This window comes from Streptomyces blattellae, assembly GCF_009709555.1.
GTDB lineage: Bacteria > Actinomycetota > Actinomycetes > Streptomycetales > Streptomycetaceae > Streptomyces > Streptomyces blattellae.
Genome location: NZ_WJBG01000215.1, coordinates 79,134 through 100,614, shown reverse-complemented (window position 1 = coordinate 100,614; position 21,481 = coordinate 79,134). Strand labels below are relative to the sequence as shown.

The 21,481-nt window shown below is 72.0% G+C and carries 19 protein-coding genes and 3 pseudogenes; 12 read left to right on the top strand and 10 right to left on the bottom strand.

Features of this window, described 5'->3' with window-relative positions; translation table 11 throughout:
• Positions 1-20: 20 nt before the first annotated feature.
• Both GFH49_RS30175 and GFH49_RS30170 read right to left on the bottom strand, forming a co-directional pair.
• Positions 21-974: a LacI family DNA-binding transcriptional regulator gene (locus tag GFH49_RS30175; RefSeq protein WP_155059223.1), complete on the bottom strand. Its 954-nt coding sequence runs from the start codon at positions 972-974 to the stop codon at positions 21-23.
• A 2-nt stretch (positions 975-976) separates the two neighbouring features.
• On the bottom strand, positions 977-3,451 hold the full coding sequence (locus tag GFH49_RS30170) for an ATP-binding SpoIIE family protein phosphatase (protein WP_155059222.1): 2,475 nt from the start codon (positions 3,449-3,451) through the stop codon (positions 977-979).
• A 232-nt stretch (positions 3,452-3,683) separates the two neighbouring features.
• Here GFH49_RS30170 and GFH49_RS30165 point away from each other — a divergent pair, with 232 nt between their 5' ends.
• Positions 3,684-4,853 (top strand): MFS transporter, encoded by a 1,170-nt coding sequence (locus GFH49_RS30165; RefSeq protein WP_155059236.1) that lies wholly within the window; start codon positions 3,684-3,686, stop codon positions 4,851-4,853.
• Between the two features lie 122 nt (positions 4,854-4,975).
• Positions 4,976-5,263, top strand: a pseudogene (locus GFH49_RS30160) (acyltransferase family protein); the annotation flags it as partial.
• A gap of 37 nt (positions 5,264-5,300) precedes the next feature.
• On the opposite strand, the gene GFH49_RS30155 reads toward GFH49_RS30160, so the two are convergent.
• Positions 5,301-5,966, bottom strand: a complete 666-nt coding sequence (locus tag GFH49_RS30155; protein WP_155059221.1) for a class I SAM-dependent methyltransferase — start codon at positions 5,964-5,966, stop codon at positions 5,301-5,303.
• 143 nt (positions 5,967-6,109) lie between these two features.
• Here GFH49_RS30155 and GFH49_RS30150 point away from each other — a divergent pair, with 143 nt between their 5' ends.
• Positions 6,110-6,844 carry a maleylpyruvate isomerase family mycothiol-dependent enzyme gene (locus GFH49_RS30150; RefSeq protein WP_155059220.1) on the top strand — a complete coding sequence of 245 codons (735 nt, stop codon included), beginning with the start codon at positions 6,110-6,112 and terminating at the stop codon, positions 6,842-6,844.
• 38 nt (positions 6,845-6,882) lie between these two features.
• Here GFH49_RS30150 and GFH49_RS30145 read toward each other — a convergent pair whose 3' ends face one another.
• Positions 6,883-7,293: a MarR family winged helix-turn-helix transcriptional regulator gene (locus GFH49_RS30145; RefSeq protein WP_155059219.1), complete on the bottom strand. Its 411-nt coding sequence runs from the start codon at positions 7,291-7,293 to the stop codon at positions 6,883-6,885.
• 87 nt (positions 7,294-7,380) lie between these two features.
• Between GFH49_RS30145 and GFH49_RS30140 the strand changes: the two genes are divergently transcribed.
• Both GFH49_RS30140 and GFH49_RS30135 read left to right on the top strand, forming a co-directional pair.
• Positions 7,381-8,856, top strand: a complete 1,476-nt coding sequence (locus GFH49_RS30140) for an MFS transporter (RefSeq protein WP_155059218.1) — start codon at positions 7,381-7,383, stop codon at positions 8,854-8,856.
• A gap of 221 nt (positions 8,857-9,077) precedes the next feature.
• On the top strand, positions 9,078-9,362 hold the full coding sequence (locus tag GFH49_RS30135; RefSeq protein ID WP_155059217.1) for a DUF6332 family protein: 285 nt from the start codon (positions 9,078-9,080) through the stop codon (positions 9,360-9,362).
• Here GFH49_RS30135 and GFH49_RS30130 read toward each other — a convergent pair.
• A pseudogene (locus GFH49_RS30130) lies at positions 9,323-9,428 on the bottom strand (DNA-binding response regulator); the annotation flags it as partial. The gene GFH49_RS30135 and the pseudogene GFH49_RS30130 overlap by 40 nt on opposite strands.
• Here GFH49_RS30130 and GFH49_RS30125 point away from each other — a divergent pair.
• Positions 9,426-9,665 (top strand): annotated as a pseudogene (locus tag GFH49_RS30125) (PNPOx family protein); the annotation flags it as partial. The pseudogenes GFH49_RS30130 and GFH49_RS30125 overlap by 3 nt on opposite strands.
• Here the strand turns inward: GFH49_RS30125 and GFH49_RS30120 are convergent.
• Positions 9,649-10,914, bottom strand: a complete 1,266-nt coding sequence (locus GFH49_RS30120) for a geranylgeranyl reductase family protein (protein WP_155059216.1) — start codon at positions 10,912-10,914, stop codon at positions 9,649-9,651. The pseudogene GFH49_RS30125 and the gene GFH49_RS30120 sit on opposite strands and share 17 nt — an antisense overlap.
• Positions 10,915-11,047: 133 nt before the next feature.
• Here GFH49_RS30120 and GFH49_RS30115 point away from each other — a divergent pair, with 133 nt between their 5' ends.
• The gene (locus GFH49_RS30115; RefSeq protein WP_155059215.1) at positions 11,048-12,403 is read left to right on the top strand and encodes a dipeptidase; all 1,356 of its coding nucleotides are present in this window, start codon (positions 11,048-11,050) and stop codon (positions 12,401-12,403) included.
• Positions 12,404-12,414: 11 nt separating this feature from the next.
• On the top strand, positions 12,415-13,452 hold the full coding sequence (locus tag GFH49_RS30110; protein WP_155059214.1) for a protein kinase family protein: 1,038 nt from the start codon (positions 12,415-12,417) through the stop codon (positions 13,450-13,452).
• Between the two features lie 10 nt (positions 13,453-13,462).
• On the opposite strand, the gene GFH49_RS30105 is transcribed toward GFH49_RS30110, so the two are convergent.
• Complete coding sequence (locus tag GFH49_RS30105; RefSeq protein WP_155059213.1) at positions 13,463-14,503, bottom strand: NUDIX hydrolase; 1,041 nt, start codon at positions 14,501-14,503, stop codon at positions 13,463-13,465.
• 144 nt (positions 14,504-14,647) lie between these two features.
• Positions 14,648-14,986: a hypothetical protein gene (locus tag GFH49_RS30100; RefSeq protein ID WP_155059212.1), complete on the bottom strand. Its 339-nt coding sequence runs from the start codon at positions 14,984-14,986 to the stop codon at positions 14,648-14,650.
• Positions 14,987-15,107: 121 nt separating this feature from the next.
• Here GFH49_RS30100 and GFH49_RS30095 point away from each other — a divergent pair, with 121 nt between their 5' ends.
• Positions 15,108-15,446, top strand: coding sequence for a hypothetical protein (locus GFH49_RS30095; RefSeq protein ID WP_155059211.1), 339 nt, complete (start codon positions 15,108-15,110; stop codon positions 15,444-15,446).
• Positions 15,447-15,583: 137 nt separating this feature from the next.
• On the opposite strand, the gene GFH49_RS30090 is transcribed toward GFH49_RS30095, so the two are convergent.
• A complete protein-coding gene (locus GFH49_RS30090; protein WP_155059210.1) occupies positions 15,584-16,537 on the bottom strand; it encodes an ROK family protein in 954 nt (317 codons plus the stop codon).
• A gap of 167 nt (positions 16,538-16,704) precedes the next feature.
• Here GFH49_RS30090 and GFH49_RS30085 point away from each other — a divergent pair, with 167 nt between their 5' ends.
• Together GFH49_RS30085 and GFH49_RS30080 are read left to right on the top strand one after the other, a co-directional pair.
• Positions 16,705-17,811 (top strand): LacI family DNA-binding transcriptional regulator, encoded by a 1,107-nt coding sequence (locus GFH49_RS30085; RefSeq protein ID WP_196218166.1) that lies wholly within the window; start codon positions 16,705-16,707, stop codon positions 17,809-17,811.
• Between the two features lie 8 nt (positions 17,812-17,819).
• Positions 17,820-18,614, top strand: coding sequence for a hypothetical protein (locus tag GFH49_RS30080; protein ID WP_155059209.1), 795 nt, complete (start codon positions 17,820-17,822; stop codon positions 18,612-18,614).
• Between the two features lie 403 nt (positions 18,615-19,017).
• Here GFH49_RS30080 and GFH49_RS30075 read toward each other — a convergent pair whose 3' ends face one another.
• Positions 19,018-20,322 carry a DUF6986 family protein gene (locus GFH49_RS30075; protein ID WP_155059208.1) on the bottom strand — a complete coding sequence of 435 codons (1,305 nt, stop codon included), beginning with the start codon at positions 20,320-20,322 and terminating at the stop codon, positions 19,018-19,020.
• Between the two features lie 193 nt (positions 20,323-20,515).
• On the opposite strand from GFH49_RS30075, the gene GFH49_RS30070 reads away from it, so the two are divergent.
• Positions 20,516-21,427, top strand: coding sequence for an endonuclease/exonuclease/phosphatase family protein (locus GFH49_RS30070; protein ID WP_155059207.1), 912 nt, complete (start codon positions 20,516-20,518; stop codon positions 21,425-21,427).
• Positions 21,428-21,481: the final 54 nt, after the last annotated feature.

Genomic DNA, 21,481 nt, shown 5'->3' with positions numbered 1-21,481 from the left:
AGGGCTCGGTGAGCGATGTATCAGAAATCGAGGCCGAAGTCCGGGAACTCGGGTTCGGGTTCCGAACCGGGGTCCGACCGACAGCGGCCCGTGCTGGCGCGCAGGGTGATCAGGGGCTTCAGCAGGACGTGCCGGGGAGGCGAGCCGGGTGAGCGCAGCCGCCGCATCATCAGCTCGACGGCGACCCGGCTCATCTCCTTGGCGGGTATCTCCGCGGCGGTGAGCGGCGGGGACACCTGCTCGGCCCAGGGCGTGGCCGCCACGCCGACGACCGAGAAGTCGCGCGGCACGCTCTGGCCGTGCCGGGTGAGCCCACGGTAGATCCCCTCCAGGGCCGCCTCGTTCTGGGTGACCAGGGCGGTGGTCGCCGGGTCGTCCCGCAGGATCCGCTCCACCACCTCCTCCCCCGAGGCGAGGTCGTCGCCGCAGAGGTACGCGCGGGGGGTGAGCAGCAGTTTCTTCATCGCCTCGGTGTAGCCCTCGTCCCCGAGCCGGGCGAACCCGTACCCGCTGTTGAACAGCTGCTCCGACCGGTTGACGAAGGCGATTCTGGTGTGGCCCAGATCGGCGAGGTGCTGGACGCAGCCGCCGGCCAGTCCGGCGAAGTCCAGATCGACCCAGTCGGCCATGTCGGCCCGGTGGTTGCGGCCGATGGCCACGAAGGGGAAGCCCGCCTCGGCAAGCCGCTCGACCCGGTCGTCCTCCCGGCGGATCTCCATGACGATCACGCCGTCGACCCGCCGGTCGCCGATCATCCGCAGGAACAAGGGGTCGTCGTGCGAGTCGCCGGGCGAGAGCAGCAGGTCGTAGCCGTACGGGGTGGCGGCCTCGGCGATCCCGCCGACGAAGGCGAGCTGCATGGTGGTGTACTCGCGGTTGCGGCCGGACGGCGGGTAGAGCAACCCGAGTGTGTGCGTTCCGCCGTCGGTGGCCGCGGTGTGCGGTGTCGTCTGGTCTCCGGTGCGCTCTGCCATGGTCACCCGGCCGGGAGGGGTTGCTCGGCCCAGATGGTCTTGCCCATGGGGGTCTGGCGCGTTCCCCAGCCCTGGGTGAGCTGGGCGACCATGTGCAGCCCGCGACCGCCCTCGTCGTAGGTGCGGGCACGGCGCAGGTGCGGTGCGGTGCTGCTGGCGTCGGACACCTCACAGATCAGCGCCCGGTCCCGGATCAGCCTGAGTCCGATCGGTACGGCCCCGTAGCGGATGGCGTTGGTGACCAGCTCGCTCACCACCAGCTCGGTGACGAACGCCGCGTCCTCAAGTCCCCAGGCCGCGAGCTGCCGGGAGGCCTGGGCCCGGGCGTCGGCCACGATCGCGGGGTCGGACGGCAGGTACCAGGCGGCGACCTGGTCCGCGTGCAGGGCCCGGGTGCGTGCGAGGAGCAGGGCCACGTCGTCGGCGGGGCTCTCGGGCAGCAGGGCCTGCAGAATGGCGTCGCAGGTGGCGTCCAGCGAGGGAACGGGGCTGGCCAGGGCCTCGCAGAGCCGTTCGAGCCCGAGGCCGATGTCGCGGTCGCGCGCCTCGATCAGGCCGTCGGTGCAGAAGGCCAGCAGGCTGCCCTCGGGCAGCTCCAGTTCGGTGGCCTCGAAGGGCAGCCCTCCGACGCCCAGCAGCGGACCGGGGCTGAGGCGGACCACGCTGACCGTGCCGTCGGGGAGCAGCACGACGGGCGGCACATGGCCGGCGCTGGCCATGGTGCAGACCCGGGAGACCGGGTCGTAGACGGCGTACAGACAGGTCGCTCCGATCTCACCGGTGTCGTCCCGGATACGGCCCTCGGCACTGGCATCGTCCGAGGTGAGATGGATGACCAGGTCGTCGAGGTGGGTGAGGAGTTCGTCCGGGGGCAGGTCCACGTCCGCGAGTGTGCGCACCGCGGTGCGCAGCCGCCCCATGGTGGCGGAGGCGTGGATGCCGTGCCCGACCACGTCTCCGACGACCAGGGCCACACGGGTGCCCGACAGTGGTACTACGTCGAACCAGTCGCCGCCCACCCCCGCACCCGTACCGGCCGGCAGATAGCGGTGCGCCACCTCCACGGCGGCCTGCTTGGGGAAGTCACGCGGCAGCAGACTGCGCTGGAGGGTGAGGGCGTTGGTGCGCTCGCGGGTGTAGCGGCGCGCGTTGTCCACGCCGACCGCCGCCCGGCCGGCGAGTTCCTCGGCGAGGATCAGGTCGTCCTGCTCGAAGGGCGGGGAAGCCGCGGTACGAGCGAAGACCGCGACCCCGAGAGTGATGCCCCGGGCGCGCAGCGGGGTGGCCATGACGGAGTGGAATCCGTACTCCTCGACGCGGGCGGTGCGCCGCTCGTCCCCGGCGATCCAGCGGGCGAAGTCGGGGTCGTCCACGCCGCTGAGCACCGGTCGCCCGCCGGTCAGGCAGCGGGCGGGCGGGGAGAACGGGGGGTAGGTGTCGATCGCGCCGAGGTCGACGGCGGCCTCGGGCACGTCGGTGCCCTCGGCGGAGGACTGGTGCGCGACCCGGCGGAGCACCACGGCCGCGTCGACCGGTCCGGGGACCGGCTCCTCGCCGCGCAACACGGAGTCGAGCAGGTCCAGGCTGGCGAAGTCGGCGAGCCGCGGGACGGCGAGATCGGCGAGTTCCTGGGCGGTGCGGGTCACGTTCAGGGTGGTGCCGACACACGCGCCCGCTTCTTGCAGCAGGGCCAGCCGTTCACGGGCCGAGTGCTGGTCGGCGCTGTCGAACGCGGCGGTGCCCACGCCGACGACCTCGCCGGTGGCGGGGTCCCGGACGGGCCAGAGCTCGATGATCCAGGCGCGGTGCCGGGCGGCGTCCGGGGTGGCGGTGGTGGCAGGGGCGGAGGACGGCTCCGGGGCCGGGCGCTCGTAGCGCATCGGTGTGCCCTCTTCGGCCACCTGGCGGACACAGCGGAGGAAGCCCTCGTCGGCGTCGGCGGCCTCGTATGGCCCGCTTCCGGTCTCGGGGGCATGCTCACCGCCGACACCGCCGACCCCGGCGCCCCGCTCGCCGCTTTCCGCGGCCACGTCCAGCTGCCCTGAGGGGGACGCCGTGGGGTGGACGGAGAGCGCGATCGAGGACTGGGCGAACGCCCACTCCACCATCCTGCGATCGCGCTCCGACTCCGCGGGACCGGTGGTGACGATGACGACGAACCCCTGGGGGGTGCCGTCACCGCCCAGCGACGGATGGGCGTGCAGGGTCACCTCGACGCGGTGGCCGTCCCGGTGCCGCAATCCCGCCGTACCGCTCCATCCCCGGGAGGCGGTGAAAGTGGATCCGACCGCCTCTGGAACCTCCCGGCCGAGGAGCAGATCGGCCGCGGCGCGACCTACGACCTCCCGGGCGTGGTGACCCAGCAGCCGACGAGCGCCCTCGCTCCATCCGGTGACGACGCCATCCGGGCTGACGGTGACTGTCGCGACATCGATCGAGCACCCGCAGTAACCGTCTCCAAGATCGTAAGTGACCATTCTTGCTCTATTCGCGCGGTGAGGTACCTCACAGACCCAGCGTGCGCGCCGCCAAAGAAACGGACAAGTCGGATGGAGCGAACGTAGCGCCGGCGGCCGCACCGACCCGAGCACCGCCGGCCGAGGGCCGACGCGTCATCCGCGACCGGCGCGTACGCCCTTGCCCCGGCCACTCACCCCCACCTAGCCTGCATTTGTGCCGATAATAAACAAAACCCGAACGCACAACGCCGTGCCGGGCAGCGGCAACCCCCACACCCGACTCCGTGTCGCCCTCACCGTCTTCTTCGCCCTCGACGGCTTCGTCTTCGCCGGCTGGGTCGTGCGCATCCCGGCCATCAAGGAGCAGACCAACGCCTCCAGCAGCGCACTCGGCCTCGCTCTCCTCGGGGTCTCCGCCGGCGCGGTCGTCACGATGATGGTCACCGGCCACCTGTGCCGCCGCTTCGGCAGCCACCTGATGACCGTGATCTGCGGCGTCCTGCTCTCCCTCAGCGTCGCCCTGCCCCCGCTCACCCACTCCGCGGTCGCCCTCGGCGCCGTCCTGCTGCTCTTCGGTGCCGCGTACGGCGGGATCAATGTGGCGTTCAACAGCGCCGCGGTCGACCTGGTGCGAGCCCTGCAACGCCCCGTCATGCCCAGCTTCCACGCCGCGTTCAGCCTCGGCGGCATGATCGGCGCCGGACTCGGCGCGCTCGTCGCCGGTGCGCTCACCCCGACGCAGCACCTGCTGGGCCTCACCCTGACCGGGCTGCTCGTCACCGGCCTGGCGGGCCGCACGCTGCTGCGCATCCCGCCCCCGACCTCGCCGGAGAGCGCACCGCGGGAGCAGTCCACGCCGCGTCGCCCGGGATCCCGTACCCGTCCCCTCGTGATCACCTTCGGCCTCATCGCGCTGTGCACGGCCTACGGCGAGGGAGCCCTGGCCGACTGGAGCGCGCTGCACCTGGAGCAGGACCTGGACGCCACGGCGGGGGCCGCGGCGGTCGGCTATTCCTGCTTCGCGCTCGCCATGACCATCGGGCGGCTCACCGGCAGCCGGTTGCTCGAACGCCTCGGCCAGACCCGCACATTGGTGTACGGCGGCACGACCGCCGCCGTCGGCATGCTGCTCGGCGCCCTCGCTCCCGCGCTCTGGGCGGCCCTTCTCGGCTTCGTGATCACCGGGCTCGGTCTGGCCAACCTCTTCCCCATCGCCGTCGAACGCGCGGGCGCACTGGCCGGCCCCGACGGGGTCGCGATCGCGTCCACGCTCGGCTACGGCGGCATGCTCCTGGGCCCGCCCGCCATCGGGTTCATGGCGGACTGGTTCTCCCTTCCCACCGCCCTCACCAGCGTGGCGGCGCTGGCGGCGTCGGCCGCGCTCATCGCCGTCGTGACCCGACGTGCGGCGGCCGGCTGAGGCGCGCGCGGGACGGGACAGGTGGCGACGGGGACGGCACCCGCCCGTCGCATCGAGAGGTTCGCGTCGTGACGAAGCGGTGAGGTGCTCAGGATGTCGCGCCGCTTCATCACATCAGTCACTGGTTCACCGTGCCGGGCGCGGGCACCTTGTACGGCTATCTGCTGCACGGGTTCGTGGCTCAGGGCGCCAAGTTCTGGGGCTGGTACGACCCCGCCTGGGTCCATCGTCCGCTGGGCGGCGTCGCCGTCACCGTGGTGGCCGCCGGTGTCGTCACCGTGCTGTGCACCCCGCCCGTACGTCAGGCCTTCCGCTTCGCCGTGGAACCGAGGATCACCCGGGCCTTCCGACGGAACACGGAACACGGCCCGCCCCGCTCCCGACGGGGTCACCGTCTAGGGCCGCCCTAGCCCCGGGTACAAGGCCCGATCGGCCCCGCAGAGACCTTCAGCCCGGCAGTCGCTGCGTCACCCGCCACAGCCGGCGCGGCAGTTCGCCCTCCTCGAAGGCGTACACGTCGACGCCTTCCCAGCCCTCCGCCAGTTCCTCCACCAGCGTGCGGTCGAAGAAGTGCACCGCGAAGCCGCCGTGCTCGAAGATGTCGTCGCCGTGGGAGGCGCCGACGCCGTAGTGGGCGTCGCCGATGTGGCGGACGGAGTAGACGAAGGCGCCGCCGGGGCGCAGCACGCGGCGCACCTCGGTGACGAGGGCGCGGATCTCCTCCGTGGACAGGGCCATGCACAGCAGCATGTGTGCGAACACCCCGTCCTCGGACGCGTCGGGCAGCGGCAGCGCCTCGCGTACGTCGTGGACCGCCGTCGTCACCGACAGGCCGGATCCGGCCGCCCGGTCGCGGAGTTGCTCCAGGCCCTCGGCGCTGAAATCGGTGGCGTGCACGGCGAAGCCCTCGCGGGCGAGGTACAGGGCGTCCCGTCCGTGCCCCGCGCCCAGTTCCAGCACCTCGTGCGCGCCCGCCCGCCGGAAGACCTCGGCGGCGTACGTCGCGGGCGCGGACGGCTCGTCGCCGTACATGCCCGGATGGCCGGCGTACGTCCGCTGCCAGTGCCGCCGCTGCTCCCGCGCCAGTGACTCGCCGTGCTCCCGCTCGCCCATCGGTACTCCTCCGTTTCGTGAAGCCCCGACGGGGCCGAGGGCAGCCTAAGGTCCACGCGCCGGGTTACCGGGGAACCCGGCGGTCCGAGGTCCAGCCTCCGCGCTCTTCCCTTCGACCGCACTTCATACGGCACACTCGGCGCATGGAGACAGCCGAGTTCGTAGGGATCCTGGACCGGGAGGGACAGGCCCTGGCCACGGCCGCCGAGCGGGCCGGCACCGACGTGAAGGTGCCGACCTGCCCGGACTGGCAGGTGCGGGACCTGCTGCGGCACACGGGGACGGTGCATCGCTGGGCAGCGGGATTCGTCAGCGAGGGATACCCCTCCTACCGCCCCGACGACGGCCTGCCCGACCTCGACGGCAGCGAACTCGTGACCTGGTTCCGGGACGGGCACCGGCATCTCGTCGACGCCCTCTCCGCCGCGGCTCCCGACGTGAAGTGCTGGCATTTCCTGCCTGCCCCGTCGCCGCTCGCGTTCTGGGCGCGCAGGCAGGCGCACGAGACCGCCGTGCACCGTTTCGACGCCGAACTGGCGTGCGGCGGGACGCCGTCCGAGATCGCCCCCGCCTTCGCGGTGGACGGCATCGACGAGCTGCTTCTCGCGTTCCACGCCCGCCGCAAGAGCAGGGTGCGCACCGATCAGCCCCGGGTGCTGCGGGTACGAGCGACGGACGTGGACGGCGCGGTGTGGACCGTACGACTGTCTCCGGAGCCGCCCGTGGCCACACGCGACGATGTTCCGGGCGCCGACTGCGAGATCAGGGGTCCCGCGGCCCGGATCTATCTGTCGCTCTGGAACCGCCTGCCGTTCCCCGCCGTCACCGGCGACACCTCGCTCACCGCGCTGTGGCGGGAGAAGTCCGCCGTCACGTGAAGCTGAGATCCGCCGTCACCCGGAGCTGAGATCGGCCATCACGGGGAGCCGGAGCTGACCCCGGCGAGCATCCGCGTCAGCACCTCGCGCTGCACCGGCAGCACCTCGCCGTGCAGCGAGCGCCCCTTCGGGGTGAGCGCCACCTTGACGCCCCGCCGGTCCTCCGAGCACATGCCGCGCTCGACGAGACCGTCCCTCTCCAGCCGGGCGACCAGCCGGGACAGCGCGCTCTGGGTGAGATGGACCCGCTCGGCGATCTCCTGGACGCGGTAGGCACAGATGCCGTCCACCGCGCGCGCCTCGGCCAGCACGTCGAGCACCTCGAAGTCGCTTGCGCACAGGCCGTGTCGGTGGAGGGCACGGTCGAGTTCGCACTGGGTCCGCGCATGGAGTGCGAGCATGTCGCGCCACTGTTCCACGAGCGCCTGTTCGGGCTTCTTCGCCGCCATAGCGCGGCACCGTAGCAGAGAAGGAGCTTTGTTGCATCAGAATTAAATGCGCTTGCATTCGATGCATACGCATGTAGTGTCTTCGGCATGACTTCTCCGCTCACCACCCCCACGTCCGACGGACGTTGGACGCCCCGGCTGTGGGGAACCCTGCTGGTGCTCTGCGCCGCGATGTTCCTGGACGCGCTGGACGTGTCGATGGTCGGCGTCGCCCTGCCGTCCATAGGCGCCGACCTCGGTCTGTCCACCTCGACGCTGCAGTGGATCGTCAGCGGCTACATCCTGGGATACGGCGGCCTGCTGCTGCTCGGCGGACGGACCGCCGACCTGCTGGGCCGGCGCCAGGTGTTCCTGGTGGCCCTGGGTGTCTTCGCGCTCGCCTCGCTGCTCGGCGGGCTCGTCGACTCCGGCCCGCTGCTGATCGCCAGCCGCTTCATCAAGGGCCTGAGCGCGGCGTTCACGGCGCCCGCCGGCCTGTCGATCATCACCACGACCTTCCCCGAGGGCCCGCTGCGCAACCGGGCCCTGTCCATCTACACCACCTGCGCGGCCACCGGTTTCTCGATGGGCCTGGTGCTGTCCGGTCTGCTCACCGAGGCCAGCTGGCGCCTGACCATGCTGCTGCCCGCGCCCATCGCCCTGCTCGCCCTCATCGCGGGACTGAAGCTGCTGCCGCGCAGCGACCGCGAGAAGGACCACAACGGCTACGACATCCCCGGCGCCGTACTCGGCACCGCGTCGATGCTGCTGCTGGTCTTCACCGTCGTACAGGCCCCCGAGGTCGGCTGGGGATCCGCCCGTACGCTGCTGTCCTTCCTCGCCGTCGCCGTGCTCCTGACGGTGTTCGTCGCGGTCGAACGGCGTTCGCCGGGGCCGCTGATCCGGCTCGGCGTGCTGCGCTCCGGCAGCCAGATCCGCGCCCAGCTCGGCGCGATGGCCTTCTTCGGGTCGTACGTCGGCTTCCAGTTCCTGGTCACGCTGTACATGCAGTCGCTGCTCGGCTGGTCGGCGCTGCACACGGCGCTCGCCTTCCTGCCCGCGGGCGCGCTGGTGGCGCTCTCCTCGACGAAGGTGGGTTCGCTCGTCGACCGGTTCGGCACGCAGCGGCTCATCGCGGCGGGCTTCGCGCTGATGACCGTCGGGTACGCGCTGTTCCTGCGCGTCGACCTCGACCCGGTCTACGCGGCGGTCATCCTGCCGTCGATGCTGCTGATCGGCGCCGCCTGCGCGCTGGTCTTCCCCTCGCTCAACATCCAGGCCACCAACGGGGTCGAGGACCACGAGCAGGGCATGGTCTCCGGTCTGCTCAACACCTCGGTCCAGGTGGGCGGCGCGATCTTCCTGGCCGTCGTGACGGCGGTGGTCACCGCGGGCGCTCCCGAGAACGCCACCCCGCAGGCCGTCCTCGACAGCTACCGCCCCGGCCTGGTCGTCGTGACGGGCGTCGCCGTCGCCGGACTGCTGATCACCCTCACGGGCTTGCGCACCCGCCGTCCGCAGCGTTCCGTCGTCGTCGCCAAGTCCACGGTGCGGGAGGCGGAGCGCGTGGCCGTACGCGACTAGGCGCTCCGCTGGCTGTGTCCATGCGCGGCTCCGCCGGGGGCCGTGATGTGCCGTCGTTCGACCGCGGCGCCATCGTGGCTGGTCGCGCAGTTCCACGGGCCCCTTTGGGGCGCTGCCGAACCGTAGCCGACTTCGGCCGATCTGCCGAGGGGAACGCCTCCACGCGTGCGCCCGGCGGAGCCTGCTTGCTCCGCCGGGCGCACGCCTGTGAGACTGCGCGGGTGACCGGATACGGGGGACGGCGCGACCAGGCCCGGCGGGACGCGATCACCGTCGAGATCGGATACGCCCTGTGCAGCGCGGCGTTCGCGGCGGCCGTCGTGTTCGCGGCCGTCGCGGGTCCGGCACTGCTCTTCGAACTGCCCGACACCATGGAGACGTTGCTGCTGCGCACCGGGCTCGTGCTCGCGCCGGCGCTCTTCGCCGCCCGTGTCGTCAGCGTGCTGCTCCGCTTCCGGCAGCCGCCTCAGCCCAGCCGGCCCGGCCGCACCAGCCCCGACTCGTAGGCCGGCACGTCGAGTTGGGCGCGGTCCCGGGGCGTCCAGCCTCACCATCGTGCGGCTGACGTGTGGACGCACAACATGCGGGCCGCGGGCGGCGGTGAGCTGCGGCTCGGCAAGAAGGTGGAGACGTTCACCGCGACCGAGGTCGCCGACGACGACAAGCCCCCGCTGCTGCGTGCCTACCTCAAGCGATGGAAGGCCGAGGTCGGCGTGTTCTTCAAGGGCGTCGGCCCCGGCTCCTCCGACGAGGAGCTGCGGCGCATCGCCCCCGACCACCCGGTGTTCCGGATCACGGTCGAGAGCTGACCTCGCCCGCCTCCCCGGCATCACCGGCCTCGCCGCCCACCGGCCGGCGGTCCAGCGCGGTCAGGGCGCGCTGGGCCATCGGATGGGAGCGGACGAGCTCGCCCAGCGACGTCACACCGCGCGTGATGTCCGTGAATGCCTTCCAGGCGGGCCGGAAGCCGGTCAGCGCCGCATGGAAGAGCCCGGGGCGGCGCTCGAACAGGGTCAGCATCCGCTTGCCGACGGCCATCTCCACGCCCAGCCCCGCCTTGATGGCGAAGGCGTAGTTCAGGGCCTGGCGCCGGGTGTCCACCGCGTCGTTCGCCTCGGCGATCCGCACCGCCCACTCCCCCGCGAGCCGCCCCGACCGCAGCGCGAACGAGATGCCCTCGCGCGTCCACGGCTCAAGCAGCCCCGCCGCATCCCCGCACACCAGCACCCGCCCCCGCGACAGCGGCGAGTCGGCGGCGCGGCAGCGCGTCAAGTGGCCGGAGGAGACGCTGGGTTCGAACCCGGCGAGCCCGAGCCGGCCGACGAAGTCCTCCAGATACCGCTTCGTCGCCGCTCCCTCGCCCCGCGCCGAGATGACCCCGACCGTCAGTGTGTCCCCCTTGGGAAACACCCAGCCGTAACTGCCGGGCAGGGGCCCCCAGTCGATGAGCACCCGCCCCTTCCAGTCCTCGGCGACGGTCCGCGGCACCGGGATCTCCGCTTCCAGGCCCAGATCGACCTGGTCGAGCTTCACGCCGACGTGCGCCCCTATCCGGCTGGCGCTGCCGTCGGCGCCCACCACGGCCCGCGCGAGCAGTGTCTCGCCGCCCTGCAGGACGACGGCGACAGTCCGCCGGTCCGGCACCGCCGACCCGTGCTGCTCGACCCGCGCCACCGTGACGCCCGTACGCAGGTCGGCGCCCGCCTTCTGGGCGTGCTCGACGAGTTGCTGGTCGAACTCGGGCCGGTTGATCAGGCCGAACAGCATCTGCCGGGAGCGGCGCGTGCGCGTGAAGCGCCCGTTGTTGGAGAACGTGACCGCGTGCACCCGGTCCCGCAGCGGCAGTTCGAAGCCGGGCGGCAGGGAGTCGCGCGAGGGGCCGATGATGCCGCCGCCGCATGTCTTGTAGCGCGGCAGTTCGGCCTTCTCCAGCAACAGGACGCGGCGCCCCGCCACCGCCGCCGCATACGCGGCCGAGGCCCCTGCGGGTCCCGCACCCACCACGACGACGTCCCACACCCGCTGCACGCCGTCCGCCGAAGAGTTCTCGCTGCTCACGATGGTCTACTGCTCCCGATCAAGCCGCTGCCGCACCTGTCTCCCGCATCCTACGGCGGCCGTCGCCGAAGGCCGCTGTGGGAGGATCACAGCACTTACTCGTCACAACGTCGCACCCACAAGGAGCGTGCCCATGTCGTCGAATCCGGTCGCCGAGACCGTCGCCTCGCTGATGCCCGGGGCGCGGGCGGAGCTCACCGAACTGGTGGCGTTCAAATCGGTGGCGGACTTCGGCCAGTTCCCGCGGAGCGAGAGCGAGGGCGCCGCGAACTGGGTCGCCGACGCGCTGCGCGCCGAGGGCTTCCAGGACGTGGCCCTGCTCGACACCCCCGACGGCACACAGTCCGTGTACGGGTATCTGCCCGGCCCCGAGGGCGCGAAGACGGTCCTGCTGTACGCCCACTACGACGTGCAGCCGCCGCTCGACGAGGCCGCGTGGACCACCCCGCCCTTCGAACTGACCGAGCGTGACGGCCGCTGGTACGGGCGCGGTGCCGCCGACTGCAAGGGCGGCGTGATCATGCACCTGCTCGCGCTGCGCGCCCTGAAGGCGAACGGCGGCGTGCCGGTGCACGTCAAGGTGATAGCCGAGGGCTCCGAGGAGATGGGCACCGGCGGTCTGGAGCGGTACGCCGAGGAGCATCCGGACCTCCTGGAGGCCGACGCCATCGTCATCGGCGACGCGGGCAACTTCCGCGTCGGCCTGCCGACGGTCACCTCCACCCTGCGCGGTATGACCCTCGTCCGGGTCCGGATCGACACGCTCGAAGGCAACCTGCACTCGGGCCAGTTCGGCGGCGCCGCGCCCGACGCGCTGGGCGCGCTGATCCGCGTACTGGACTCGCTGCGGGCGCAGGACGGTTCCACGACGGTCGACGGGCTCACCGACGGGACGTCGTGGGACGGGCTGAGTTACGACGAGGCGCAGTTCCGCACGGACGCCAAGGTCCTGGACGGCGTAGAGCTGATCGGCTCCGGCACGGTCGCCGACCGCATCTGGGCCCGCCCCGCCGTCACCGTCCTCGGCATCGACTGCCCGCCCGTCGTCGGCGCCACCCCGTCCGTGCAGGCGAGCGCCCGCGCGCTGATCAGCCTGCGGGTGCCGCCGGGCGTGGACGCGGCCGAGGCGACCAAGCTCCTGCAGGCCCACCTGGAGGCCCACACGCCGTGGGGCGCCCGGGTGCACTCCGAGCAGATCGGCCAGGGCCAGGCTTTCCGCGCCGACACGAGCAGCCCGGCGTACCAGGCGATGGCGGACGCGATGGCGGTGGCCTACCCGGGCCAGGACATGCAGTACGCCGGCCAGGGCGGCTCCATCCCGCTCTGCAACACCCTCGCCGCCCTCTACCCGGCCGCCGAGATCCTGCTCATCGGCCTGAGCGAGCCGGAGGCCCAGATCCACGCGGTGAACGAGAGCGTGTCCCCGCAGGAACTGGAGCGGCTCTCGGTCGCCGAGGCCCTGTTCCTGCGCAACTACGCGGGCAGCTGAGCCGCCGGGACATGTCCCCCACGGCACGCCTCGACGCGCACGGCGACATCGCGACCTGTCTCGCTCTCCTCAGCGACCACGAACTGGCCGAGCTGGTGGCGGCGAGCGCCTCCGTCACCACCGGTATCGGCGGGCGCGGCGCGGTCGCGGAGGTGGACGGGCACCGCGTGTTCGTGAAGCGGGTACCCGTCACGGACCTGGAGCTGCGTCCGGCGAACGTCCGCTCCACGGCGAACCTCTTCGGGCTGCCGGCGTTCTGCAGGTACAACATCGGCGGCCCGGGTGGCGGGGCCTGGCGTGAGCTGGCCGCCCACGAGATGACGACGAACTGGGTGCTGACGGGCCGGTTCCCCGGGTTCCCGCTGCTGCACCACTGGCGGGTGCTGCCCGACGAGGTCCAGCCGCTCCCGAAGGAACTGGCCGACGTGGAGCGGACCGTCGCCTACTGGGGAGGCGCCGAGCAGGTGCGGGCGCGGATCGAGGCGCTGCGGTCCGCTTCCGCGAGCCTGGCCCTGTTCCTGGAGTACGTGCCCTACACCCTGCACGACTGGCTCACCGGGCAACTCACCACGGACGACACGGCCTGCGCCTTCGTGGAGAGCGAACTCGATGCCGTCGTCGCCTTCCTCCGCGACCACGCACTCCTCCACCTGGACACCCACTTCGGCAACATCCTCACCGACGGCCACCGCCTCTATCTCACCGACTACGGCCTCGCCCTCTCCTCCCGCTTCCGGCTGACCACTGAGGAGAGGGACTTCCACGACCGGCACCGTGACTACGACCGCGCGTATGCCACCGGGTATCTCGCGAACTGGCTCGTCACCACCCTGCGGGGCTGCGACAGCGAGGAGCGCGACGCCTTCATGCGCGCGTGTGCCGAGGGGGCGCCACCGGCCGGGCTGCCGCCCGTCGCGGCGAGCGTCGTGACCCGGCATGCCCGGACGGCCTCGGTGATGGCGGGCTTCATCCGACGGCTCCGGGACGAGAGCCGTCAGACGCCGTATCCGTACGAGGCGCTCCGCACCGCGCTCACCCCGCGCCCGTGACCAGGCGAGGTCACGGCGTCGGAATCCCCGCCTCCAGATACAGCGCGGCCCCGCGTTCCCGTGCCCGCAGTGCCCACCGGAGCCGCTCGTAGCGGACGGGTGGGAGCAGGTCGGCGGCCTCCGCCTCGGTGGCGAAGCGCCAGTCCCGCAGTTCGGGGCCGGGCAGCAGGAGCCGGTGGGCCTCGGTGGAGTCGAGGTGCCCGCCGTCGTAGAGGAGGCGCAGGCCGCCGAAGCCGGGCGGGGCGGGGGGTTCCCAGTCCACGACGAGGAGACGGGGTACGTCGTCGAGCCGTATCCCGGTCTCCTCGGTGACCTCGCGCATGCCCGCGCGCGCGGGCGCCTCACCGGGTTCGACGACGCCGCCCGGGAACTCCCAGCCGGCCTTGTAGGTCGGGTCGACCAGCAGCACCCGGTCGTGCTCGTCGAAGAGGAGGACACCGGCGGCGATCGTCTCGGCGGTGGGCTCCGGGGTTTGTACTATGTCACATACCGGAACGCTCCCACTGCTGACCGCGTCGACGATGCGGACGGCGGTCTCGTACGGGGTGAGGGCGCTGGTGTCGACGGGGTGGGCGTCGGCGGTGAGCCAGGACGCGAGGGCGGCGCGGTACGGCTCTATATGGTCGTACGACCACTGCCGTACGCGCATCTCGCCGTCGGGCAGGTCGGGCGGGAGCTCCCGCCCGGCTATTCGCTCACGCAGGATCGTTTCCGCCGGGGCGAGGAGGACATGCCGGACACTGATCCGGCGTGCGGCGAGTCCGCCGAAGATCTCGTCGCGGTAGTCCTGGCGCAGCAGGGTCATCGGGACCACCAGCGTGCCGCCGAGTTCGGCGAGCAGCGCGGCCGCAGTGTCGATCACCAGCCGCCGCCAGATCGGCAGATCCTGGTAGTCGCCGACCTCGGCGAGGTGCTTGGGCGGGAGCAGGTGGGTGAGCGCTCCGCCGATGACCTCAGGGTCGAAGAGCGTGCTGTTCGGGATCAGGTCGATCAGTTCCCGTGCGGTGGTGGTCTTCCCCGCACCGAACGCACCGTTGATCCAGACGATCACGGTTCCCCCTCTTCTGTTGGCCCCCTGTGGCTTGCCCGCTCCACCCTGCCACCAAAACCAGCCCTCGTTGAGGGCGCACAGACGCAGGACGCCGGTGGCCCCGACAGCGGGGACACCGGCGCCGCGCTCCGGCCGTCGGCCTCGTCAGCCGATCTTGCCCTTGCCCTTCTGCCCGTGCGGGGTGTCGTCCAGCGCCATACGGAACTCCCTGGCGAGGAACGGGTCGACGGTGCCCACGGTCTCGTCGACGTCGACAACCGCCGGACTGTGGACCACAGCCGGGCTTCCGCCGAGAACAGCCGGACCGTGCAGCACGGCCGGACCGTGGAGAACGGCCGAGTCGTGGGGGGCAGCGGAACCGTCGGGGGCAGTGGGACCGGTGGGCGCGGCCGGATCGTCCCCGTGGGCGTGGGACGGCGACACGGCCGCGACGACGAAACCGGTGGCGAGGGAGGCGATGGCGAGCATGCTGCGCTTCTTCATGCCCCGCTCAACTGCGCGGACCGGGCCGGGGTCACGCACCTCTTCCCGAGGGAACCGGAACGGATGGCATCCCTGCCCACCTGGCATGCTCTGCTGTGGCAGGCCACGCCGGGGAGGGCGGATGAGCGAGCAGGACCGACACATCCACGTCGACGCGAAGGCGCTGCGCGACACCGCCGCCACGCGCAACATCCTGGCGTCCGCGTTCGCTCTCGCCGGCGACCTTCCGAGCACCGTCACCACCGGCTGCGGCCTGCGCGTGCCGTACGCGATGACCTCCTCGCGCCCGGAGCGCGTCACCTGCCTGCCCTGCCGCGAACACGCCGCTCGCGAACACCTGCGCCTCGCCGAGGAGATCGAGCGCCTGGGCGCCATGGCGGGCTCCACGATCCCGCGGAACCAGGCGGCGGATGCGGCAGCCTCGCTGCGCGACCTCGCACGCCGCTTCTGGGATACGTGAGCACAGCCCGCCGCCGACCGGCCGCGCGCCCCGCACCAAGTGGGTCCGTCACCGCCCCAGGGACGCCTACAGGGTCGTACGACCTGCCCCTCAAGGCGAGTCACCGCTACCCCCGGCGTTCCCGCCGAGGCCCCGCCTCAGACCCCCGCCGCTGCCGCGTCCGACCGCTTGGCGAGCGCGGCAGCGGCGGCGCCCACCAGTCCCGCGTCCGTCCCCATCTGCGCCGGCACCACGGCCAGGCGCTGCACGAAGGACAGCGTCGCGTAGTCGCTCAGCGCCTTGCGCAGCGGCGTGAAGAGCACATCGCCCGCCTTGCCGACGCCACCGCCGATGACGGCGATGTCGATCTCGACGAGAGTCGCGGTGGCCGCGATCCCGGCGGCCAGGGCCTGGGCGGCTCGTTCGAAGGAGGCCACGGCGACGGGGTCGCCCTCGCGGGCGGCGGCGGCCACCGCGGCGGCGGACGTGTCACCGTCGGGGCCCGGACGCCAGCCGTCGTCGAGCGCGCGCCGCGCGATGTTCGGGCCGCTCGCGATGCGCTCCACGCAGCCGCGCGAGCCGCACGGGCAGTCGTCACCGTCGAGTTCCACGCTGATGTGCCCGATGTGGCCCGCGTTGCCGGTCGGCCCGGGGTGCAGTCGGCCGCCCAGGACCAGGCCGCCGCCGACGCCCGTGGAGACGACCATGCACAGCGCGTTGTCGTGGCCGCGGGCGGCGCCCTGCCAGTGCTCGGCAGCCGTGATCGCCACCCCGTCGCCGATCAGCTCGACGGGCAGCCCTCCGGCGGCGGCCCGCACCCGCCGTACGAGCGGATAGTCGCGCCAGCCGGGCACGTTCACCGGGCTCACCGTGCCCGCGGAGGCGTCCACCGGGCCCGCGCTGCCGATGCCGAGGGCGCCGGCCCGTCCCCACAGTTCGTGCGCGGCCAGTTCGCCGAGCACCTCCTCGACGGCCCGCATCACGGTGTCGCCGTCCTCCTGTGCCGGGGTCGCGCGCTGCGCACGCGCCACGATGCTGCCGCGGCCGTCCACCAGCGCTCCGGCGATCTTGGTGCCGCCGATGTCGAGCGCAGCCACGAGGTCGGTGTGCATCTGTGTCTGATCTCCCGGTCAAGGATCGGTTCTCCCCGTCAATCACGGGAAAAAGGCGGGCCGGTCTCACGGTGGGGCGCAGACCGGAGATTGCGATGGACAGTGTCTCCCGCATCTGACAACGTTGTCCAGGCTCTATGCTCGACGCCACATCCTCATACATACCCATGGCCCGACGCATCCCCGTGGACGACAGGACAGGACACCGCACCGTGCCCGACACCAGCCGCCGTGCAGATCGCCTCGCAGACCGTCTGTCCGGGAGCCGCTACGGCAATCGTCCGACCATGAAGGACGTGGCGGCGCGTGCGGGAGTCGGACTCAAGACCGTCTCGCGCGTGGTCAACGGGGAACCGGGGGTCACCCCCGAGACGGAGCAGCGGGTCCAGGAAGCCATCGACGCGCTGGGCTTCCGCCGCAACGACAGCGCACGGGTCCTGCGCAAGGGCCGTACGGCCAGCATCGGCCTGGTCCTGGAGGACCTCGCGGACCCGTTCTACGGGCCGCTCAGCCGCGCGGTGGAGGAGGTGGCCCGTGCGCACGGCGCGCTGCTCATCAACGGCTCCAGCGCGGAGGACCCGGACCGTGAGCAGGAGCTGGTGCTGGCGCTGTGCGCACGGCGGGTGGACGGGCTGGTGGTCATCCCGGCCGGGGACGACCACCGCTATCTGGAGCCCGAGCTGAGGGCGGGCGTGGCCACCGTGTTCGTGGACCGTCCGGCCGGGAAGATCGACGCCGACGTGGTGCTGTCGGACAGCTACGGCGGTGCCCGCGACGGTGTGGCCCACCTCATCGCCCATGGGCACCGGCGGATCGGATTCATCGGCGACATGCCCCGCATCCACACGGCCGCCGAGCGGCTGCGCGGCTACCGGGCGGCCATGGAGGACGCGGGCATACCGGTCGAGGAGACCTGGATGTCGCTGGGCGTGACCGACCCCGAGCGGGTGCGCCGCGCGGCCGAGGAGATGCTCTCCGGCCCCTCACCCGTCACCGCGGTCTTCGCGGGCAACAACCGGGTGACCGTCACCGTGATCCGGGTGCTCGCCGAGCAGTCCCGCCGGATCGCACTGGTCGGATTCGACGACATCGAGCTGGCCGATCTGCTGCAGCCGGGCGTCACCGTCATCGCCCAGGACGCCGCCGCCCTCGGCCGTACCGCGGCCGAGCGCCTCTTCCGCCAGCTGGACGGCTCCCTGGTCGTCCCGGAGCGCATCGAGCTCCCGACCCGGCTGATCACCCGCGGCTCGGGCGAACTGCCGCCCACGGACTGAGGGTACCCGTGGAGGACCGCACCCTGGAGTCGCTGGGCCTGGCCGAGGCTCCGCGCGATCATCCGCTGCTCTACCCCGGCGTGTGGCCGACCGAGTCCGGCCTCCTGGACGGTGACCGGCTGCTGCCGCTCGACCGTCTGGTGCACGAGGACCGCGTGCCCGTCCTCGCGGTCGGCTCCAACGCCTCCCCGGCCCAACTGCGGCACAAGATGGCCGAGGCCCAGATCGCCTCCACCGTGCCGATGGTGAAGGCCCGGGTCACGGGCGTCGAGGTCGGCGTCTCCGCACATGTGAGCCGCATGGGGTACGTCTCCGCGTCGCCGTTCGAAGCGCCGGGTCGGGTACGGGAGTTGTTCGTCACCTGGCTGGATGCCGAGCAGCTCGCGGTGGTCGACGCGAGCGAGGGCGTGCCGCTGAGGGACGGCAACTACGGCCGTGCCTGGCTGCCCGCGACGGAGGTACTGGTGGAGTTAACCGACGGCACCGCGCTGCCCGGCGCGTACGTCTACGTCAATCGCCGCGGCGTCCTGCACGACGGCACCGGCGTGCCCCGCACCCACCCGGGGCAGCGGCCCCTGCTCACCGAACTCCTCACGGGATCGGCGCGGTTGAGGGAGCTGTTCGGCGTCACGCCCGAGGACTTCTGCACGCGCGCGCGTGCCGACGGGCGGCTGTGCGCGGCGGGGACGCGGCTGCTCGGCGAGGAGAAGCTGGTGACGGCCTCGGGGCTGGAGCGGTATCTGCCGGTACAGCAGGCCGGGAGGCCGGGGACCGGCGCGACGTCGCCGCCGCCCTTGATGTAGACGTCGCTGACGCGGACGTTCGCGTTGCCGCTGTCGTCGTCCGTCTTGGCCCACCAGCCGTTGACTCGGGGATGGCGCACCCGGGCCGCGGCGCGGGCCTCGCGCCGTATCCGTACTCGGAGATCGGCGAGTGAGGTCGGCGAGTGACGGCTCTCCCAACCACGCCCGTACCGCCGCGCCCGGCTGCGCCACGTCGCGATGGCGCCCGGCCGACAGCCGACCGGTCCCTCCGCCTGTCCGTACTCCCCCGAAGACACCGCTGCCCCTCTCCCGTGACACGTCCGATGCGTGCTGCTCACATTACGGGGCGCCACTGACAACGCGGCCGGGAGACCTCGGCTGTGACAGCTCCGCCGCTTCGTCACTTGGCAGAGATCACTTGGCAGAGATCACATGGCGGAGATCACATGGCGGAGGCCGTCAGATCAGCGCGCCTGGGCGCCGCGAAGCCCTCCAGGTCTGCCCGGGTCAGCCCGGTCGCGCGGGCGATCTCGGTGATGTCGAGCGCACCGCAGTCCAGACCGCGCAGCAGATAGCCGCTGAGGGCCTTGGCGGTGGCCGGCTCGTCCATGACGTCGCCACCGGCCCGGTTGGCGTACCGGGTGAGGCGGGCCGCGGCCTGCTCGAAGCCCTCGCGGTAGAAGGCGAAGACGGCCGCGTACCGGGTCGGGATGTGCCCGGGGTGCATGTCCCAGCCCTGGTAGTAGGCGCGGGCCAGCGCGCGCCGGGTGAGGCCGTAGTGCAGTCGCCAGGCGTCGTGGACCTTCTCGGTCGTACCGACCGGGAGGACGTTGGTGGAGCCGTCCGACACGCGTACGCCCGTGCCCGCCGCCGCGACCTGCATGATCGCCTTGGCGTGGTCGGCGGCCGGGTGGTCGCCGGCCTGGTGGGCGGCGGAGACGCCGAGGCAGGCGCTGTAGTCGAAGGTGCCGTAGTGCAGTCCGGTCGCGCGGCCCTCGGCGGCCTGGATCATGCGGGCGACGGTGGCGGTGCCGTCGGCGGCGAGGATGGACTGGCTGGTCTCGATCTGTATCTCGAAGCCGATCCGGCCGGGCTGGAGACCGCGCGCCTCCTCGAAGGCCTCCAGGAGCCGCACCATGGCGGTGACCTGCTCGGCGTAGGTCACCTTGGGCAGCGTCAGGACCAGCCCGCCGGGCAGCCCGCCCGCCTCCATGAGGCCGGTCAGGAAGATGTCGAGGGTGCGGATGCCCCGGTCGCGGACCGGCGCCTCCATGCACTTCATGCGGATGCCCATGTACGGCGCCGCCGTGCCGTTCTCGAACGCCGCCGCGATCAGCCGGGCCGCGCGGGCCGCCGCCTCGTCCTCCTCGGCGTCCGGGCGCGGGCCGTAGCCGTCCTCGAAGTCGACGCGCAGGTCTTCAACGGGCTCGCGTTCCAGTTTGGCGCGCACGCGCGCGTACACGGGCTCGGCGAGGCCGTCGGCGAGGCCGAGGACGGAGGCGAAGGAGGCGGCGTCCGGGGCGTGTTCGTCGAGGGCGGCGAGGGCCTGGTCGCCCCAGGAGCGGATGGTGCCGGCGGCGAAGACGTCTCCGGGGACGTAGACGGTGTGGACGGGCTGGCGGGTGCCGGGGTCGCCGGGGTAGCGGCGCTCCAGCTCGGCGTCGACCGGGGCGAGGGAGGCACTGATCTCCTCGCTGACGGCACCCGCGAGGCTCGTCGCCACCTTCTCCTGCTGCCCTTGCCCCATCCATACCCTCCTGATTTTCGCAATACGGAATATACAATCCGTATAACGAAGTTATACGGGGACCTCCCCGCCGGTCAACACCACTTCCGTACCGGTCCACTCCGGGCTTTCAACATGTTCACGCCCATCTCACATGACGGTAGAACACTTCCGTACGCACGACTCGTCCGGCAGCCCTACCGAAGGAGCCCCCGTGCCGCACCACAGCCGAGTCACGCGCCGCCTGGGCCTGAAGGCCTCGTTAGCGGCGACGGTCGCCGTTCCGCTCTCCAGTACAGCACTGTCCGGACCGTCCGCCTCGGCCGAGGAACCCCGCCCTGGGAAGCGCCTGCTGAAGGTCATGTCCTTCAATCTCCGCTTCGCGAGCACCACCGAGCCCCACAGCTGGACCGTCCGCAGACCGGTGATGCGCGCGCTGCTGCGCCGCGAGTCCCCGCACGTCATCGGCACCCAGGAGGGCATCTTCCACCAGTTGCTCGACATCGGGAGCGATCTCGGCGGCCACTACGACTGGATCGGCACCGGCCGCCTGCACGGCAGCCGGGACGAGTCCATGGCGGTCTTCTACGACAGACGGCGCCTCACCCCCGTCGAGTACGACCACTTCTGGCTTTCCGACACCCCGAACGTGATCGGCTCGAACACCTGGGGTGCCGGCTTCGCCCGGATGGTCACCTGGGTCCGCTTCCGCGACCGGCGCGACGGCGGACGGGAGTTCTGCGTCCTCAATACACACTTCGACCACGCGAGCCAGTACGCACGCGAGCGCTCCGCCGCGCTCATCGCCCAGCGGCTCACCGGCCTCGACCGCTCCCTGCCACTGGTGGTGACCGGCGACTTCAACGCGGTCGCCCACAAGAACGTCGTCTACGACACCATGCTGGGCACCGGTCTGGTCGATACCTGGGACACGGCGGCCGAGCGGGGCCCGCTGTACGCGACCTTCCACAGCTACCAGCCGCTGACGCCGAACGGCGACCGTATCGACTGGATCCTGGCCACGCCGGGGGTGACGACGCACCACGCGTCGATGAACACCTTCGCCATGAACGGGCAGTTCCCGAGCGACCACCTGCCGGTGCAGGCGTCACTGACCCTGGGATGAGCCGAGGCCCCCGCGACCGTCGGCACGGTCGCGGGGGCCTCGTTCAGCCGTCTG

What these genes read in the sequence shown, in the direction of transcription:
- GFH49_RS30115 (WP_155059215.1), top strand. Translation starts at nt 11,048, where the DNA reads ATGTCGTCGAATCCGGTCGCCGAGACCGTCGCCTCGCTGATGCCCGGG.
- GFH49_RS30075 (WP_155059208.1), bottom strand. Translation starts at nt 20,322, where the DNA reads ATGGGGCAAGGGCAGCAGGAGAAGGTGGCGACGAGCCTCGCGGGTGCC.
- GFH49_RS30145 (WP_155059219.1), bottom strand. Translation starts at nt 7,293, where the DNA reads ATGGCGGCGAAGAAGCCCGAACAGGCGCTCGTGGAACAGTGGCGCGAC.
- GFH49_RS30155 (WP_155059221.1), bottom strand. Translation starts at nt 5,966, where the DNA reads ATGGGCGAGCGGGAGCACGGCGAGTCACTGGCGCGGGAGCAGCGGCGG.
- GFH49_RS30110 (WP_155059214.1), top strand. Translation starts at nt 12,415, where the DNA reads ATGTCCCCCACGGCACGCCTCGACGCGCACGGCGACATCGCGACCTGT.
- GFH49_RS30095 (WP_155059211.1), top strand. Translation starts at nt 15,108, where the DNA reads ATGAGCGAGCAGGACCGACACATCCACGTCGACGCGAAGGCGCTGCGC.
- GFH49_RS30090 (WP_155059210.1), bottom strand. Translation starts at nt 16,537, where the DNA reads ATGCACACCGACCTCGTGGCTGCGCTCGACATCGGCGGCACCAAGATC.
- GFH49_RS30150 (WP_155059220.1), top strand. Translation starts at nt 6,110, where the DNA reads ATGGAGACAGCCGAGTTCGTAGGGATCCTGGACCGGGAGGGACAGGCC.
- GFH49_RS30175 (WP_155059223.1), bottom strand. Translation starts at nt 974, where the DNA reads ATGGCAGAGCGCACCGGAGACCAGACGACACCGCACACCGCGGCCACC.
- GFH49_RS30170 (WP_155059222.1), bottom strand. Translation starts at nt 3,451, where the DNA reads ATGGTCACTTACGATCTTGGAGACGGTTACTGCGGGTGCTCGATCGAT.
- GFH49_RS30085 (WP_196218166.1), top strand. Translation starts at nt 16,705, where the DNA reads ATGGCCCGACGCATCCCCGTGGACGACAGGACAGGACACCGCACCGTG.
- GFH49_RS30100 (WP_155059212.1), bottom strand. Translation starts at nt 14,986, where the DNA reads ATGAAGAAGCGCAGCATGCTCGCCATCGCCTCCCTCGCCACCGGTTTC.
- GFH49_RS30140 (WP_155059218.1), top strand. Translation starts at nt 7,381, where the DNA reads ATGACTTCTCCGCTCACCACCCCCACGTCCGACGGACGTTGGACGCCC.